14 protein-coding genes and 1 rRNA gene are annotated in these 15947 nt (G+C 31.2%); 7 read left to right on the forward strand and 8 right to left on the reverse strand.

The genetic code is table 11. The features are described from left to right. Positions 1–9 precede the first annotated feature (9 nt). From EM932_RS19115 to EM932_RS19135, 5 genes are read left to right on the forward strand one after another with little or no spacing between them, the layout of a single operon-like run. Entirely contained in the window at positions 10–471 is a 462-nt protein-coding gene (locus EM932_RS19115; protein WP_135878813.1) for a TspO/MBR family protein, read from the forward strand. 12 nt (positions 472–483) lie between these two features. Then, the gene (locus EM932_RS19120; protein ID WP_135878814.1) at positions 484–660 is read left to right on the forward strand and encodes a Lacal_2735 family protein; all 177 of its coding nucleotides are present in this window, start codon (positions 484–486) and stop codon (positions 658–660) included. A 3-nt stretch (positions 661–663) separates the two neighbouring features. Continuing rightward, positions 664–1161 (forward strand): SRPBCC family protein, encoded by a 498-nt coding sequence (locus EM932_RS19125; protein WP_135878815.1) that lies wholly within the window; start codon positions 664–666, stop codon positions 1159–1161. Next, a complete protein-coding gene (locus tag EM932_RS19130; RefSeq protein WP_135878816.1) occupies positions 1162–1851 on the forward strand; it encodes an SDR family NAD(P)-dependent oxidoreductase in 690 nt (229 codons plus the stop codon). After that, positions 1852–3156, forward strand: a complete 1305-nt coding sequence (locus EM932_RS19135) for a cryptochrome/photolyase family protein (protein WP_135878817.1) — start codon at positions 1852–1854, stop codon at positions 3154–3156. A 1309-nt stretch (positions 3157–4465) separates the two neighbouring features. Here the strand turns inward: EM932_RS19135 and EM932_RS19140 are convergent. Further along, on the reverse strand, positions 4466–4879 hold the full coding sequence (locus EM932_RS19140; RefSeq protein ID WP_135878818.1) for a hypothetical protein: 414 nt from the start codon (positions 4877–4879) through the stop codon (positions 4466–4468). Next, positions 4879–5100, reverse strand: coding sequence for a helix-turn-helix domain-containing protein (locus tag EM932_RS19145; protein WP_135878819.1), 222 nt, complete (start codon positions 5098–5100; stop codon positions 4879–4881). Before EM932_RS19145 ends, EM932_RS19140 begins: the two co-directional genes overlap by 1 nt. A gap of 137 nt (positions 5101–5237) precedes the next feature. On the opposite strand from EM932_RS19145, the gene EM932_RS19150 reads away from it, so the two are divergent. Continuing rightward, the gene (locus EM932_RS19150; RefSeq protein WP_135878820.1) at positions 5238–5435 is read left to right on the forward strand and encodes a hypothetical protein; all 198 of its coding nucleotides are present in this window, start codon (positions 5238–5240) and stop codon (positions 5433–5435) included. A gap of 89 nt (positions 5436–5524) precedes the next feature. Here EM932_RS19150 and EM932_RS19155 read toward each other — a convergent pair whose 3' ends face one another. The 4 genes from EM932_RS19155 to EM932_RS19170 all read right to left on the reverse strand — a co-directional run bounded on the left by EM932_RS19155 (position 5525) and on the right by EM932_RS19170 (position 10191). Beyond that, entirely contained in the window at positions 5525–6811 is a 1287-nt protein-coding gene (locus EM932_RS19155) for a DUF2130 domain-containing protein (protein WP_135878821.1), read from the reverse strand. Next, the gene (locus EM932_RS19160; protein WP_135878822.1) at positions 6812–9049 is read right to left on the reverse strand and encodes an AAA family ATPase; all 2238 of its coding nucleotides are present in this window, start codon (positions 9047–9049) and stop codon (positions 6812–6814) included. It lies immediately after the preceding gene. A gap of 33 nt (positions 9050–9082) precedes the next feature. Beyond that, positions 9083–9307, reverse strand: a complete 225-nt coding sequence (locus tag EM932_RS19165) for a hypothetical protein (protein ID WP_135878823.1) — start codon at positions 9305–9307, stop codon at positions 9083–9085. 236 nt (positions 9308–9543) lie between these two features. Further along, entirely contained in the window at positions 9544–10191 is a 648-nt protein-coding gene (locus tag EM932_RS19170) for a TraB/GumN family protein (protein ID WP_135878824.1), read from the reverse strand. Between the two features lie 485 nt (positions 10192–10676). Between EM932_RS19170 and EM932_RS19175 the strand changes: the two genes are divergently transcribed. Beyond that, a complete protein-coding gene (locus EM932_RS19175; protein ID WP_135878825.1) occupies positions 10677–12554 on the forward strand; it encodes a hypothetical protein in 1878 nt (625 codons plus the stop codon). 249 nt (positions 12555–12803) lie between these two features. Here the strand turns inward: EM932_RS19175 and EM932_RS19180 are convergent, their stop codons facing one another. Together EM932_RS19180 and rrf are read right to left on the reverse strand one after the other, a co-directional pair. Further along, the gene (locus EM932_RS19180) at positions 12804–15248 is read right to left on the reverse strand and encodes a helix-turn-helix domain-containing protein (RefSeq protein WP_135878826.1); all 2445 of its coding nucleotides are present in this window, start codon (positions 15246–15248) and stop codon (positions 12804–12806) included. Between the two features lie 579 nt (positions 15249–15827). Next, a 5S ribosomal RNA gene (gene rrf, locus EM932_RS19185) occupies positions 15828–15935 on the reverse strand. Between the last annotated feature and the right edge of the window lie 12 nt (positions 15936–15947).

Below are 15947 nucleotides of genomic sequence, written 5' to 3' on the forward strand. Positions count from 1 at the left end.
TTTTTAAAAATGAAAAAAACAGGTTTATTCTTCATTTTCCTCTTCATCAATTTTGGAGCATTGGGTATAGGTCGTTTACTTATGGAAAATGGCCCAACTACGGAATGGTATATGGACTTAAATAAAGCACCATGGACACCTCCTGGCTGGGTATTTGGAACTGCATGGACGTCTATTATGCTCTGCTTTTCTGTTTATATGACCTTTCTATATGGCACCTTAACATCAAACAGAATATGGGGATTATTCACAGTACAATTTTTATTAAATATTAGTTGGAATTATATATTTTTCAATCAGCACCTTATCACTTTAGGCTTTATAAATTTAATTCTGCTTAGTTTACTAGTTTTTTGTTTTTTGATTGCATTTTATAATACTCTCAAACTCAAAAGCCTATTTGTTGTTCCCTATGCCGTTTGGCTTTGTGTCGCAACATCTTTAAACCTTTACATCCTTTTGTATAATTAAAAAAGAAACGATATGTTTAATTTTTTTAAAAGAAAATCACCCCTTCAAAAGCTTAATGACACACATAGAAAGCTACTAAAAGAAGCTCATAAACTATCTACAGTAAATAGAAAAATGAGCGATGAAAAATATGTCGAAGCAGACAAAATTTTTAAGAAAATTGAGAAACTAGTCTCTGAATTAAATTAACGTATGAAACTCTATCAATTGCATTCTAAGCAAGCATTTCCTATTTCAAAGCAAAAAGCATGGGAGTTTCTATCCAATCCAGAAAACCTTAAAGTCATAACGCCAGAACACATGGGATTTCATATCCTATCTGGAGCAGATAGACCTATGTTTTCGGGACAAATTATACAATATAAAGTATCACCTTTTCCCGGATATACTACAAAATGGGTTACGGAAATTACACATGTCAAAGAAGGGGAGTATTTTGTTGACGAACAGCGTTTTGGTCCTTATGCCTTATGGCATCACAAACATTTTATAAAAGACATTGACGGTGGTATAGAAATGGAAGACATTATTGATTATAAAATACCTTTTGGCATATTAGGTCAATTAGCTCACCCCGTAATTGTAAAAAAACAGCTAAAACAAATTTTTAGTTATAGAGAAAAAAAACTAACAAAGCTATTTGGTAGATTAGAATCTATCCCAAATGAACTTATCTTAAAATCTTTTTAGATGAAACATATATTACTTATTGGGGGAACACGAGGTATTGGAGCTTCTATCGCTAGTAAATTGCAAGAAGACCACATACTATTTGTGGCATCACGTACTAATGAATCCTTATCGCATCCAAATATTACTCATATTCCATTTGATGCTACTAAAGATGAATTGGACACGACTATGATACCTGAAAGTTTAGATGGTTTCGTCTATTGTCCAGGAACCATTAATTTAAAACCTCTTAAAATGATGAGCTTAGATACTTTTGAATCAGATATGCAGATCAATTTCTTTAGTTTAGTCAAAGTGGTCAAAGCCATTATACCTCGAATGTCTGATACATCCAGCATGGTATTTTTCAGTACGATTGCTGTAGGGACTGGCATGCCGTTTCATACTAGTTTAGCAGCAGCTAAAGGTGCTGTAGAAGGTTTTGCCAAGTCTATGGCTGCAGAATACGCTCCTAAAGTAAGAGTAAATGTTATAGCGCCTTCGCTAGTAAACACACCGTTGGCAGGTAGATTATTAAACAATGATAAAAAGAAAGAGGCTATGGGAGATCGCCACCCGTTAAAACGTGTTGGAGAAGCTCATGATATCGCACATATTGCCACATTTTTATTGAGTGAACAAAGTTCTTGGGTTACAGGACAAATTATAGGTGTTGATGGTGGACTCTCAACCTTGAATATCAATTAAATGAAAAAACAAACCGTTTCTGTTTTTTGGTTCAGAAGAGATTTAAGACTTCATGATAATGCTGGTTTATACAAAGCATTATCATCAGGTACGCCTGTGTTACCTCTTTTTATTTTTGATCTTGATATTCTTGACACATTAGATAAGGATGATGCTCGCGTCACGTTTATTCATGAACAATTAGAAAAAATTAATGACAAACTAAAAACATTCGGAAGTTGTTTAACCATCTTTTATGGAAAACCAGAAGCTGTTTTTAAACGGTTAATTTCTGAGTATCATATAACCTCTGTTTTTACTAACCGAGATTACGAACCTTATGCTTTACAACGTGATCAACATCTAGAAGCACTTTTAACTTCTGAAGGCATAGAATTTAAAACCTTTAAAGATCAGGTTATTTTTGAACGCAATGAGATTGTAAAACAAGATGGTTCGCCTTATAAAGTGTATACGCCTTATTCAAAAAAATGGTTGGAAGCATTCAAAACTCAGGATATTCAAAACTATCCTTCTGAAAAACATTTAGAAAACTTTGTAAAGAATCAAGATTTACCTTTTCTATCGCTTCAGGATATTGGTTTTAAAGCCTCTTTAATAAAAGTAAATGGTTACACCTTAAATTCAACGTTTATAAATAATTATGAAAGAAAGCGAAACTTCCCTGCGCTTGATGGTAGCTCTAAACTTGGCATTCATTTACGTTTCGGTACCGTAAGTATTCGAGACATTGTGTTGTTAGCTTATAAGCAACCTAATATTACCTTTTTAAAAGAGTTAATCTGGCGTGAATTTTTTATGCAAATCTTATGGCATTATCCCGATACTGTAACAAAAGCTTTTAAACCCAAGTATGATCGAATCATTTGGCATAATGATGAACAAGAATTTCACCTATGGTGTAAAGGAGAGACTGGATATCCGCTTGTTGATGCTGGAATGCGCGAACTAAATACTACGGGGAACATGCATAATCGCGTGCGCATGATTGTTGCAAGTTTTTTATGTAAACACTTATTAATTGACTGGCGATGGGGTGAGGCTTATTTTGCTAAAAAACTATTGGATTATGACATGTCTAGCAATATTGGTAATTGGCAATGGGTTGCTGGTTGTGGTACCGATGCAGCACCTTATTTTCGCATTTTTAATCCCTCTTCTCAAATACAGAAATTTGATAAGGACCTAAACTATATTCGGAAATGGGTCCCGGAATTTCAAGAATTCACTTATCCAAGACCTTTGGTTGACCATAAATTGGCTCGTGAACGGTGTTTAAGGGTTTATAGAGAAGCTTTGAAATAGATTCTTTCTTTATTTTTAAGGTGATGATTTATTATGAAGGATTGCTATTTTACATAAGAACAATTATAGTACAAATGTATTTCATCCATTAGATAGCTATAATTCCATATTATGTAAAATATCCCAGAATGTTGTTCGTTTCTATTTGGTGTGGAGTACTTAGGTCATTAAACAGTCGTGTTTGGCTTCTCGTTTAATTTTAATATTCCGTACAATCGTTCATGTTTTTTTAAATAAGCGATTCTCAAGAAACTTCACGTTTATACATTATGAACTATAATTAGTCGTTATGTAAAATTGCCGCTGCCAAGCGCTCGATTGCTTTTTAAAAATTAAAATGCTTTATGGCATTTATTTTTAAACACAATTATCCATCGCTTGCCAACGCCAAAAAAAAGCTAACTTTTAGATTCGTTTTAAACTTTTCGTTGGCGAGGATATTCTCGTTATATTTTTTTCACGAGCTTTTCGTTATGTTGCCACAAGAGTATAAAATTTTGCCAACGCATAAATTCCTTGCTTAAAATTTCTATACACTTGTTATATGTATCGCTCCGATTAAGCTTCTTTTGTTTAGTACTTCTAACATTATGTCAAATAGAAATTCAACTTTTGAGCTCTCTAAGGTTTTATTATATCTTTTGTCTTGAAACAAAAGAAACAAAAATTCAAGACTGCATATAATTTTGGAAACAATGTACGGCTCGTTACGCTATATTTTAGGAAACGTCGGTAGTAACCAAGATTACTGCTAAAATCCTTTTAAAATATAGAAAAACCAAGAATAATTCTAACTAAACCCCTAAAATATGGACGCTCCACTCACCTATTGTTTTAGCCAAAATTATATGAGGTCGTTTTAACATCCTGCTTCTATTGAACATTTCGTTAACTATTGAGTTTTGATACGCATACAAGTCACACCAAAGTTATGTTTTTCGGTTCGTGAAATGCAAGGGTAAAATGAAGTAAAGCTATTTAGCCAATACCACATCCAACGCTCCGTAAACCGCTTTACCCCTTGCATTTGACTCATTCAAAACATATAAATCGGCTATCCTTGGCATAGTGCTAGGGCTTAACTTTAAATATTTTTATTATGGATGTTCGTTATCTTTTCTATTTTAGGCTTAAGCCTTATCGTAGTTATTTATTCTTTGGTGTACACCCTAAGTGTAGTTTTAAAATAATTTATATGCCTAAGCATAAAATTTATGTACACGCTATTCGGTTATTTGGTCTAGAGCTTGGTATTACAAATTTTCCTCCTCCTCCATCATAGGGGGATTTTTTTTGCTTTCAAAACCTTTTAAAACAATTTTTCTACTTGATTGGAGATAGCGTACATTTCCAATTCCTCTATACCTCTAGAAAATATTTTAATCTCCCAATTAGATAAACTTGGCATTAAACTTACTTCGTTATTTACAAAGGCATCATTATCGGATTCTAATAATTGTTTTGACGGTATTAGATATAATACTCGTGGAGTTTTATCTATAATTAAAACTAAAGCAACAAATAAGTTATCTCTTAATTCTCCTAAATCTTGCTTGGCAATTTTAATACTACGTTGTGTAGTATCTAAATCTATGGATTGTAGATATAATTGGTTGTCTCCAATTAAAAAGTCAAGTCCTTCTCTCCCATCTATTTTTGTAGTTAATTTTAAATCAAAAGTTTTGAGCTCAGATTTTAAGAAATCGAGAATTAAAGAAGACATTAGTTTTCTTCTTTTAATTTAAGGTCTTTACAAACTTCTTTGAAGATATCACAAGGGTCAACATCAATAGCTAAAGCAATTAGATACAACTCATCTACTCTAAGCTTTGTACGCTCATTGTTTGCAAGTTCACTAAGTCTAGTTTTACTAATTCCTGTTTTTCTTGAAACATCGGAACGATTAACAGATTTTCTAGATAAGAATAGCCCTAATTCGGTCATTATTGTCTGATTTTAAGAACATAAATTTATATAATAAGATAATTTATTCCGATTTTTTAAACTTAAAATTTGTATTTTGTCTGTTTTTAAGTATATTTGTTCTGATAATCGGAATATTTAATCTTGAAACAAGAACAATGCCAAGAACAAGATATACAAAAACTCAACTAGAACAAATAGTTTTTACTCAATTAGAGAATTTAAATGCTATTCACGACCTTTTACGTATTATGAAAGTACAGAATGAGCTTATAGATAATGCTAATAAGAAATTGAGGGATGAAGTAATTGATTTTAAGAAACGGGTTAATTATGCAACGGGGAAACGGAATTAAAAATGATGGACACTCCACTCTCCTATTATTTTATTAAAATTTTATGAGGCCAAGTTTATCATCAAAATTCTATTTTACATAATAATTTACTAATCTAATTTTAGCTCATCGTTTGTTGAAATTTCTACATCATCATCATTTCCCAATTCAAGAGATTTAATTTTTCCAACAGCATTACCAGCAATTCCTTTAATTGAAGAATGCATATCTATAGTATTCGCAGTTACTTTATCAATTTGTTTTTCACGTTCTTTCCAAATTCGTTGCATAGCTCTTTTCTCGCTATCTAAAGCTGTTTTCATTGATGTAAAACCTTCCACAATTGCCTCAATTTGCATTCTGAATTGATTACTAGTTAAGTAATCATAAAGCATGTGCATTTTATCGCCTTTATTTTCTTGGGTACTAATGGCTAAATTCACTTTAACAATAGACTCTCGTAGTACATTACAAAGACCTTTAAATTCTTCATAATTACAAATCCAAATTCCATCTTTCAGCCCCATTCTATCCATATCAGATGGCATAACTTCCGTTACTAATACACCTATGTTTGCGCCTTTTTCTCGAATATCATTTTTAAATTTTTCAATCCAACTTGGTTGAAAATCTTTGGTGCGTTTACTTTCGTAATATATTTTACCACAATTTTGCTCTGAACGTGTATTAACTATTTGAATACAATCCCCTCCTCTAGCACCTTTTTTTATTTCTTCAATTGTATCTAATGGAAAATTTGCTGCTAGCCACTCCTCTATTGCTAATTCTTGAACCTCTCCTTGGAGTTGCATTGAACCTTGCTCCTGCTTACGCTTCATCTCTTCAGTAAGCTTTTTCTGGTCTTCTAATTGCTTTTGCATTTCTTTGAAACGCAATTCATTTTTGTCTTCTTCAGATTTCTTAATCTTTTCCTTTTCAGCAATAAGAATTTCATTTAATCTTTTTTGAGATTCAGCTTCAGCAATTTCTTTTAACTCACCTTTTTCACGCTTCAACTTTTCAATCTCAGCTTTAGAACGATTCAATTCTTTTACCTGTTCTGACTTTTCATTTAATTCTTTTTGAAGAGCATCAAATTGTTCAGACTGTTCTTCTTTTAATTTGAGTTTGAGCTTTGATTCAATTTCTTTCTTACTCTCTTTTAATTGATTATCTAAACGTTCTTGAAATAGCTCATTTTCTTTCTTTTTCTTTTCTTCAAAATCAAGCTTTTCTTGTTTTAATTTTTCTTGCTCACTTTCGTACTTTTTCTTTTCTTGAGCAATTTGAGATTGATATTTCTGCTTAATTTCTTCTTCGAGTTGATGTGCTAAAATATCTTGAACATCAATTGATGTACCACAGTTTGGGCATTTTATTTGATTTTCGTTATTCATTTAAGCTTTTATTTGATTGATTTGACCTTCAAATTTACTGTTTATAAAATCTATGACAGCAACACACCCTTTTTGAATCATTTCTTCGTTATAAGGCATTTGTTGTCTAATATTTCCATGAGAGCCATCATGCATTAAAGAAAAAACAAACTCATTATCTTTTAAAATATCATTCTGATCACAATATGCTTTTAATTGTTTATCAGGTGATTCAAATTTATTTATAGTTTCTAATACATGTCTTACAGAATTTGGTGTTGTATGACAAGAACTTCCTCCATTTGCAACGCTATAAATATCCCTTAAATGCTCTTCATAAGGCATAACTAACTGTCTAGAAAGTTTAGATAATTTAGAATTAGCTAGAACAATTGGAATACTGAGTATTTCATTTCTCAATAAAATACTCATAAATTCAAGATTATGTGTTAATACAATAAATTTTGCTTCTTTTATACTCAATGTTTTATGTAAAGTTCTAATTATTTGAGAGACTGCATAAACATAATGAAAATCTAAACTAGAAATTGGGTCATCAATAATAAAAAACAATTTATCATAATCATCATCTCTTTCTACTAATTTATGTATATCAGCCAGGTAATAACAGAAAGCCACAATGCTTTTTTCACCATCACTTAAAACATCAGTTGCATTATCAGTAAGTATATGTTTATTAAATTTAAAGCAAAAGTCATCATCAATGCTGTATTTTTCACCAAAAAAAGCTTTTAAATGTTTTTTAAGATTCTCTAATACTTTTATTTTCTTACTGACTTTTTCTTTACTTTCTTTCTCTTCAATCTGTTTATCGAGCTCTTTTTTTTCTTTATGAATTGTTTTAATCTCTTTAATTAGATCTTTTTGACTAGTTTGTATTTTCAAATACATTGCTTTACACAACCTTCTATTAATTTCTAGTTTTTCAGATTTTAAGTTATCTTTTTTAAGATTAAAGTCATTTATTTTTTTATTGTTATTTGTAGAATTAGTTTCTAATATTTTGACTTGGTTACTAATTTTTTTTATTGAGGCTTTATACTCACTAAGGGAAATTTTGATTTCAATATTTTTTAATTTCTTTTTTAGTAACTCAATAATATTTTCAAATTCTGTATCTAAATTAGTCTCTTTTAATTCGTCTAAATTTACATCAATTAACGACGGAATATATTTCTTTAGAGTATTAAAGTCTTTATTTGTTCTCAAGAAAGTATTTTCATCAGTTTTGAGTTTAACCTTAAGTTCTTCTATAGATTTAATACAGTTAGATATCTTACTGTTAATTAAAGCTTCTGAATCATCTAGATATTTATTGTAATCCTCAATAAGTTTAATAGCATCAACTCTTAAAGTTTGTTCACAAAAAGGACATTCATCCTCATCTTGTTTTAGTTTTTTAGACAAAAGAGTTAAACCACTCTCAATAAATTCCTGCTTAGATATTACTTTATCTTTAAATGACTGGGCTATTTTGCTTTTTGTATACTCTGTTACAGAGATTTCCTTTACTTCATTCAATAAATCTCCATTAAAAGAATAATTCAATTCCTCTATGTCTTTTATATCATCAGGAGATTGGTTTAAAGTTTTATTTAATTTTACTAGTTCTTCATAGGTTTTCTCCTCTTTATAATCTAAATCATCATCATATACATTCCTTACAGTGAATTTATACTCACCAGTTCCTCTATTAATTTTTTGTTTGTCAAGCTCCTCTTTTCCTTTCTTAAACTCTATTGTTAATATTTCCGATTTTTTGACAACTTCTTCATGTAGGCTTTTTACTTTTTTCTTTTCCTTGGTTAAATCAATCTTTGTTTTTCCAAGAATGTAGCCTTCAATTTCACCATCAGGATTATACTTTAACTCTTCAATATTATCTTTTACATAATCACTATTAAATACATGAAATAAATAATCAGTATCATTAACAATGACTGCATCTTTATCCTTATTTAATGTAATAGAAAGCTTTTTATGAATAGTTGTTCCTTCTTTTTGTTCACTAATCTTTAGATTAAAAGATCCTTTAGTTTTATTAATTGTTAGAATTTTATTTACTCTTTCAGCCTCATTATTATTTAATAGTCGAAAAGCACGACTTATAAATGTCTTACCACTACCATTATTCGCAAATACACCTAATTTCAATTGACTCATTGGAAATGAATCATTGATAGTCAAATGTGGGCCTATATTTTCGGCTTTTATTTCTGTTGTAATATTCTTTGCCATAGCTTTTATTTCAAGTTGATAACTGTAATTTAATTATCTATCATATTTAAATTTGACATTACTATTTATGTAACCATTTAAACCGCTACCATTATTAGCTAAAACTTTCATTGTTTCAACATGTTTTTGTCCTGCACCACCTTTATAACTATATCTATAAATTCTTGATGTACCATTAAATTTCACATCAATATAATCCGAACCTATTTCATAAGCCGAAACTCCAGAATCTCCATTAGAATTTGAATAATTTTCCATAATATTTTTAAGTGTTTAATTAATAATATATGAGTTGTCAATTAGTATTATAAATGTAAATACTAGCAACTTCTTTAAACTACGGAAAACCGTAAACTATTAATTAATTATAGGGAGAGTTTAAATATAGCAAATTTTGTAGGAATTGTTTTTATAGAAAATTGTAAACATTTGAATATTAGTTAATTTAAATTCATTCCACACACATTACGCTTCCCACTTATATGAATCAAGTTTCACTTGAAAGGAAAAAAATCCCAATCAAAACTATGCTCATTATTGTTATGAATATTCTTAATCTTATCTATTAATCGATATCTGTGACCAGCTCCAACAAGAAACACTGCCTTATTAGGTTTATTTATTTTAGAGTAGTTATGAATAAGATTAATCCATTGATTTTCGCGTAGGTCATTCCAATTCATCCATTTAGAGTGGTATTCCGACAACTCTTTATTTTTTACAGTATCTAAGAAGTACTTCTCCATGGAATTTATATCTCTAAATATCTTGTCGCTGCCCATACTGTTTAAGAAGGTGTATCCCTTCAAATATGTTTCATTTGATAACATATTAGATGCATTTGAATATACTTTCATCTTTTTTTTAAATAAGGAAAACATTGCCTCCAAACGATTGTCAAAAGGATCTTCATTTACATCAATTGGAACTATTTCAATAGATTTTTCTTTGATTAATCTTTTGATAGTATTTACTTCTGGTGTGATAACGTCAGTGTTTTCTAACATTTTAGGTAATTTCTGTTGCGAGGCTTCACAAAAAACTACATCAGGTGAAATTTTCTCAATTATTTTGTATAATTCTCCTGTCGCACTAGCTCCATCCTCAAAATGGGCAGTTCCTATAACAATCACAATACACATATATCTACTTATTTTATTTCTTTGGGTCAAATGTTAGACCAATTGATGATTCTTTTAATTTTTAATAAAATCACTGACAGAAATTCAAATAATAAAAGAAAAAGGTGTCGCTATGTCATTAAAATATCCTTTTCTTATCCATTTCATACACTTTAAGCTTCCCTCCTACGTCGTCGCATAAAAAGTATTCCATTACATTTTTAAAGAAACTTTTAGAAAGAAAAAAATCAAAGAAGATTAGTATTGATAAAAGCTTTTTACCAAAGCAAAGTTACATAACGCGGAACATTATAGTACAAACATCTTATTTTAGAATTATATAGGTTTTTCGCTATTTGATAGCTATAATTCGATATACCCAGTCTAATCCCTGTTAAAAAAAAGGGTTTTACCCCAAACAAAAACAGTTAAACAACTCTATTACAGACTTTTAATAAGATTTATTTTTGAAAACATTAACAAATTAATCTTAAAACTTATATAAAATGGGGTTTATTCTAAAAGGAAATCTTTCAGGAGAAATATGCAAAGATTGTAAAGAACCATTATTTGGTTCTATTGTACGTTTTTACAGAGTAACGAATCTGGATATTGATGTGGTAACGCATGTAACAGCGAATCCAAAAGATACGTTACAAATTTTGGGAGAAAAACAAATCAAAGCTAAATCTAAATTACTATTAGCAGAAGCAGAAATTGATGAAAAAGGAAATTATGAAACCGAATTAAAAGGAAAATATGCTGAGTATGATGGTCTTATCATGATCGATATTGTAACAAAACGTGTTTATAATCAAAAAAGTAAGGAGCGTGGTTCTATTCAGTTTACCCTTACTACATTACAACCAAGATGGAGACAGACTGAACTGGGCATTGTATTTTACTGGAAATATTGTATTAACAGCCGTTTTTGGTGTAGGATACGTGAATTATTTGATGCTTGGGTGATTTGTGGAGTATTACTTGATTGTAAAAATGACAACATTCCAATTTCTGGTTTCAAAGTAATTGCAATGGATGATGATTGGATTCATGATGATGAATTAGGCTCTGATATTACAGATATTAATGGACGTTTTAGAATAGATTATAGTAGTAAAGATTTTAAACAAACCTTTCTTTCTCCTTTAGTTAATATAGAAACACCTTTTCCTCCTTTCAACAGTGGACCAGATGTATATTTTAAATTAGAATACAATGGTAGTCCAATAGAGTTCGAAAAACCATCTGATAAAAGAAATAATGTAGGACCATGTCTTTGCGTAAAGCTTTGTCTAGAAGATATTAAGATTCCTGATATTCCAATTCCAGCATCATTTACCAATTTTGGGTTAACTCGAAAAATAAAAATACAAGACGAAATTAATACCGCAAACGGAAAAACATTACGTGCAGGATTTAATGATTACGCATTTTATAGAACAATTAACCTTATTGGTACCATTACGCAAACATTAAATGGTAATCCAATGGAATACATGTTTGAATACCAAGAGGTAGGTGCACCCAATAATATCCCTGCACCAGGAGGTTGGCTTCCTGTAACACCAGGTATGATCCCTCCCACAACAATTGGTAATCATATTATCCTTACCGGAGATCCAATGAATCCAGTATTAAAAATACCATATGTTACAGATGGAATTGCTCCTAATATTAATTTTAACGGAAATTGGATTCCTGTACCACAAGAGGGTAATTTTGAGCCACATCAAGACGCTGAAATTCTAAAACTTAATACTGTTTCATTAACCAATTTAATACCTCTGGACATGGCAGCACCTCCATTGGATATTGGTACTGCAACTGTTTCTTCAGCAAGACCACATACTACTAATCGTTATTTTGCTATTCGAATGAAACAACGTGAATTAAATAATATAGCAACAGAAGTTATAGCTGGAACCTCTAAACCCATTGCGGTTTTTAATGTTGAATATGACAATGTAAATAAACATGGTAATTGGGCACCGAAAATAGTACAAAACCAACTTGCTTCTGTCTCTATAAATATTGATGAAATCGTTTCTGCAACCACTGGTTGTAATAAAATCACTAATGCATTGCATGTAAAATACCATGCTAGAAACGAAAACCTATCTTCTATATCACTATCCATAACAGGACCTAAAAAACCAGGTCAAAACTTTGGGTTTGCAGCCATACCATTAATGCCAGCACCAGAAACATTTGGATCTGCTCAACTTATTAATTTACCAGAGTCAAGCCCAATTAGCCTATTTGATGTTAATGACTTATTACCTTGTGCTTATACTGTACATTTAAGTACAAAAGTAAAGCTAACAACGGGAGATGGTGAGCCTGGACCAATACAGGATTTTATTTCGTTCTGTAAAGTATAAATATTAGCCAAACTTTAAACTTAAAAGAGGCACTATAATTATCATATAGTGCCTCTTTTTTATGTTTTTAATAAACTAGATAGGATACTCCCACATTCCATGCACATTCCCTCTTGGCTCCTATCGTCGCTTTGAGCAAAGCGTATTCCATTGCATTTTTAAAGAAATATTGAGATAAGAACTTCGCTTTTACCAAAGCAAAGTTACATAACGTAGAACAGGATAGTACATTTAACTCTTAAAACCTTTTCATTTAAATAAATCGTCTACTACCAAACGTAGTTCTCCGTAAGTATACTTAGCATCTATCTTGTGTTTTAAATCGGATAGATTTTCAAATTTTGTTTTGGGAATAATCGTTTTAAGTTCCTCGTAGTGAGTTTTAGAAATTAAATCGGTTATTTTTACTTCGCCAGAAGGTATAAAGCTTGCCAAATGCCCCATGATGGTATTTACATTCAAATCGCGCTCTAAAGCGATCGCATCAGCAGATTTCCCTGCTTTAAACAAATCTAAAGAAATCTTTTTAGTGTCACCTTTCTTACGCTTAGGTTTTGGATCCTCAAAAAAATCGATTTCACTAGCTGTAGATGTTTCTATATCATGCTCGTCACAATAGGCTCTAATGACTTCCAAAATAGCACTTCCGTATTTTTCGACCCGAACCTTACCCATACCATTAACCTGCAATAATTCTTTTTTATTAGTTGGTAGGGTTTCACACATATCGTATAAGGCCTTTTGTGTAAATACTTGATAATGTATCAAGTCTTCTTGCTTGGCTATATCATTCCGCAACTCACGTAGCAATTCAAATAACTCAATATTTGTAGTCCCATCTATTACTGTTTTTCTAGGTTTTCTAGGTTTTTCTTTGGCAAGAAAAACAGATTTGGCTCGTAATTCTAAGAAAGTATTGACATTAAAACCCGCTGTCAGACCTTCAAAATACAATAGTTTGGTAGCTAATAATTCTTCTAAAGTGTCAAACTGTTTGAGAAGATCTTTTTCAATCGTTTTGTTATCTGTAGTAAATCCAAAGGATTTAATAGCGGGACTTATATGTAATGTAGTCTGCTCATTAAAATAATTAATAGCTTTTATAAAACGTTCTTGAAGTGTTTCGTTCGACTCTGGCTCTTTAGCAGCTTCAGTTAAAGTTGTCAGTTGCGCTTTAAATCCACTGGCTACTTTTAGCAAATTTGTCACACAAGATTTCATAGTATTTAAAGGATCTTCAACTTGTCCCTCAATACTCGTTCTATTCTTATAATAAATATCAAGTAGCCGCCCTATTGGATATAGAAATTTATAGAAATCGAATAATTCTGCGATTAAATTCAACTGAAACTCCGATTTTGATGCTAGCAAAATACGTTCGTCTGGCTGATTTTCTTCAGCCATTTTATTAAAAGACAATACATTACTATCGCTAATAATATGACTAGAGTTTATTTTACTATTTAGCACCAACCCTTCTAAAGATTTACATCTACTTAGCGCTACATAGGTTTGTCCATGAGCAAAAGCTCCTTGAGCATCAATAATCGCTTTTTCAAAGGTTAAACCTTGACTTTTATGTATGGTAATTGACCATGCCAACCTTAATGGCATCTGTGTATAGGCACCTATTTTATTTTCGGTAATGGCTTTGGTTTCTGCATCTACGCTATAATTAATATTCTCCCATATTTCTGGCGTGGTAACAATATTAAAATCATCATCTTGACAGTGTACTATAACTTCATTGATATCCAAATGAATTACTTTACCGATCTTACCATTAAAATAGCGTTTTTCGGGTGAGCTATCATTTTTAATAAACATGACCTGCGCTCCTACTTTTAAGGTTAATTCTTCCTTATTAGGATAGGCATACTCAGGAAATTTACCTTCAACTGTAGCACTATAAGTATAATGTTTCGTTTTAAGTTTATCTAGTTCTCTATTATTGGTCTGTTCTGCTTTACTATTATGTGTTGTTAAGGATATATAGCCTTCCTTTTCATCTGGTACAAAATCGGGTTGATAACGTTTATTTAATTCGTCTGCCGAAGCTTGTGTTAATGTATTGGTTCGAATTTCATTAAGAATATTAATAAACTTAGGGTTATCCTGTCTGTAGATATGGCTTAATTCAATAGTAATGGTTTCACTTTGTATATACGCCTGGCTACTAAAAAAGAAGCCGTTTTTATAAAAAGGTTTCAGTAATTCCCACTCATCTTCTTTTATAATAGGAGATAATTGTTGTAAATCACCTATCATTAATAATTGAACCCCTCCGAATACCTTATTTCTATTTTTAAAACGTCTTAAAACCCTATCAATACCGTCCAATAAATCGGCACGTACCATACTAATCTCATCAATCACTAATAAGTCCAGAGATTTAATAATATTAATTTTGGTTTTGCTGAATTTTCTATTAAAACCAGAAGATGTATTATTCAGATCTGTATCTGGCAAAAGGGGTCCAAAAGGCATCTGAAAAAAAGAATGTATCGTAACGCCTTTAGCATTGATTGCAGCCACTCCGGTAGGAGCTACAACAACCATACGCTTTAAAGATCTCATTTTTAACTTATGTAAAAACGTCGTTTTTCCAGTACCAGCTTTCCCAGTTAAAAATATATTTCTATCCGTATTATTAACAAAGTTCCAAGCTAAATCAAGTTCTTTATTTTCAGTCATTTTGCTTATTATAAAACCGAACTAAAGATAAGAAAGCCACTACGAGTTTTTGGCTAAAATGTTTAAATAATTTTAATATATTTTAAGGACATTAAATCGTCCTTATGAAGAAAGTATGTTATATTGTACTGAACACGGTCGAACTGAGGTCTTCTTTTAAATTGGATCTTAATTCAAAAAACTTGTTTTAACGTCAGTTCGGTATATTAAAAACTGATAATCAAATACTTAAAAGGTCTTAAAGAAGAAATCATGTCATTCGGACGAGGAACGAGGAGGAATCTCATCATAATGAGATGTCTCGTTGCTCATGCTTCGCGCTGTCGACATAACAAACAGCTGTATTTCATTGGATTATATAAGATGTTTTCAATAAAGTTTACATAGAAACTCACGTTATTTTAATGTAAAAAGAGATTGTTACGTCGCTAAAAAACGCCTCACAATGACCGTAAAAAATAGAAGTAAAAAATCCTTGATCTATATTGGAGAGGGTATTTAATAAGATTCCTGCCTTCGCAGGAATGACAAAACGTATAAAAACAAAAAACCCTTCATATTGCTATGAAGGGTCTTCAAAAAAGGCGACGACCTACTCTCCCACGGATGCAGTACCATCGGCGCTAACGGGCTTAACTTCTCTGTTCGGAATGGTAAGAGGTGAGCCCCATCGCTATAACCACCTTAAGCTTTAGTCCC

The organism is Flavivirga rizhaonensis, from assembly GCF_004791695.1.
GTDB classification, from domain to species: Bacteria; Bacteroidota; Bacteroidia; order Flavobacteriales; family Flavobacteriaceae; genus Flavivirga; species Flavivirga rizhaonensis.

What these genes read in the sequence shown, in the direction of transcription:
- EM932_RS19115 (WP_135878813.1), top strand. Translation starts at nt 10, where the DNA reads ATGAAAAAAACAGGTTTATTCTTCATTTTCCTCTTCATCAATTTTGGA.
- EM932_RS19120 (WP_135878814.1), top strand. Translation starts at nt 484, where the DNA reads ATGTTTAATTTTTTTAAAAGAAAATCACCCCTTCAAAAGCTTAATGAC.
- EM932_RS19125 (WP_135878815.1), top strand. Translation starts at nt 664, where the DNA reads ATGAAACTCTATCAATTGCATTCTAAGCAAGCATTTCCTATTTCAAAG.
- EM932_RS19130 (WP_135878816.1), top strand. Translation starts at nt 1,162, where the DNA reads ATGAAACATATATTACTTATTGGGGGAACACGAGGTATTGGAGCTTCT.
- EM932_RS19135 (WP_135878817.1), top strand. Translation starts at nt 1,852, where the DNA reads ATGAAAAAACAAACCGTTTCTGTTTTTTGGTTCAGAAGAGATTTAAGA.
- EM932_RS19140 (WP_135878818.1), bottom strand. Translation starts at nt 4,879, where the DNA reads ATGTCTTCTTTAATTCTCGATTTCTTAAAATCTGAGCTCAAAACTTTT.
- EM932_RS19145 (WP_135878819.1), bottom strand. Translation starts at nt 5,100, where the DNA reads ATGACCGAATTAGGGCTATTCTTATCTAGAAAATCTGTTAATCGTTCC.
- EM932_RS19150 (WP_135878820.1), top strand. Translation starts at nt 5,238, where the DNA reads ATGCCAAGAACAAGATATACAAAAACTCAACTAGAACAAATAGTTTTT.
- EM932_RS19155 (WP_135878821.1), bottom strand. Translation starts at nt 6,811, where the DNA reads ATGAATAACGAAAATCAAATAAAATGCCCAAACTGTGGTACATCAATT.
- EM932_RS19160 (WP_135878822.1), bottom strand. Translation starts at nt 9,049, where the DNA reads ATGGCAAAGAATATTACAACAGAAATAAAAGCCGAAAATATAGGCCCA.
- EM932_RS19165 (WP_135878823.1), bottom strand. Translation starts at nt 9,307, where the DNA reads ATGGAAAATTATTCAAATTCTAATGGAGATTCTGGAGTTTCGGCTTAT.
- EM932_RS19170 (WP_135878824.1), bottom strand. Translation starts at nt 10,191, where the DNA reads ATGTGTATTGTGATTGTTATAGGAACTGCCCATTTTGAGGATGGAGCT.
- EM932_RS19175 (WP_135878825.1), top strand. Translation starts at nt 10,677, where the DNA reads ATGGGGTTTATTCTAAAAGGAAATCTTTCAGGAGAAATATGCAAAGAT.
- EM932_RS19180 (WP_135878826.1), bottom strand. Translation starts at nt 15,248, where the DNA reads ATGACTGAAAATAAAGAACTTGATTTAGCTTGGAACTTTGTTAATAAT.